The 1,142-nt window shown below is 42.3% G+C and carries 1 protein-coding gene and 1 pseudogene; both read left to right on the forward strand.

What is annotated here, in order from left to right; genetic code table 11:
* Positions 1-534 (forward strand): polysaccharide biosynthesis C-terminal domain-containing protein (locus tag A3766_RS07055; protein WP_156508747.1); only part of this gene is annotated, 534 nt, incomplete at its 5' end.
* A gap of 63 nt (positions 535-597) precedes the next feature.
* A pseudogene (locus A3766_RS07060) lies at positions 598-1,142 on the forward strand (hypothetical protein); the annotation flags it as partial.

Here is a 1,142-nt window from a genome sequence, read left to right on the forward strand (position 1 = left end):
TTTTCTCAGGCGGGTATTATATTAGGGTTCTTTATTGTTGTGGGAACACTGAATGCTTTTAAGGAGCCGGTGAATGCTTATTTGCTCAGTGTTGATAAGCAGTCGCTGATGCTTAAGCTGAGTATTTTTGCGCTTATTCTGTCTTTGAGTGTGAATTTGACTCTCATTTCTCAGTGGGGGTTACAGGGTGCTATCACTGCATACATTATCGTGGCAATTGTTCTTGTTGTCGTGCTTCTCGGGATCGCTTATCGCTTCCTGGGGATTGTTCCGGATATCAGAAAACTATTGTGGGTGCTTGTTTCTGCATTTGTTTCCTTACAGTTCTCGATCTATGTATCCGGCTTTTTTGAGGGGGTTGTGGAAATTATCGTTGGCTATATTTGCTTCGGGTTAGTGTATCTGCTGTTGCTGATCGTGCTGAATGCACTGAGTGCCAGCGATTACCAAATGCTAAAAACGATGAGCGAGCGTTTAGGGCCAAAAGTGTCGGCAATAATTTGTCTGCTTGTGAATGTACGCTTAAAGATATAACAGGGACGAGATATGTATAGCTGGTTGTTTAGAACATTATTATATCCGCTTTATGAAACACATATGGCTAAGCGTAAGACGCTTGCTTATGTTCATGAGTACCAAGAAAACCAAAATCGTTCTCTATCTACTCTGGAGTCTATTCAACTAGATAAGCTTCGAGCCTTGCTGGTTCATACTTATGAGAATTGTGCTTTTTATCAGTCGCAGTGGGATCAGATTGGATTTGACCCCGCCGCTGTAGAGAGTGTCAAAGACCTTGAGGTATTACCTGTACTTGATAAAGATGTTATTCGTGATAACTACGAAGGCTTTGTAGCAGCTACACATAAAGGGAAGAACATTAAGAAAGCTACCGGAGGTTCATCCGGTGTGCCGTTCAGGTTTGAATTGGATCAAGAAAGTAATGAGCGCCGGCAAGGAGTCATGTGGAGAGGGTATGGAAACCTTGGTGCCGGGCTTGGTGTTAAATCACTTTATTTGTGGGGAGCGAACATTGCGCCTGTTGGTGCTAAGTCAGCCCTTAAAGATAAGCTTTATCACGCTTTCTATAATCGAAAGATATTAAACTCTTTCGAAATGACGGCATATAACTTGGGAACTTATGT

The organism is Oleiphilus sp. HI0132 (assembly GCF_001635845.1).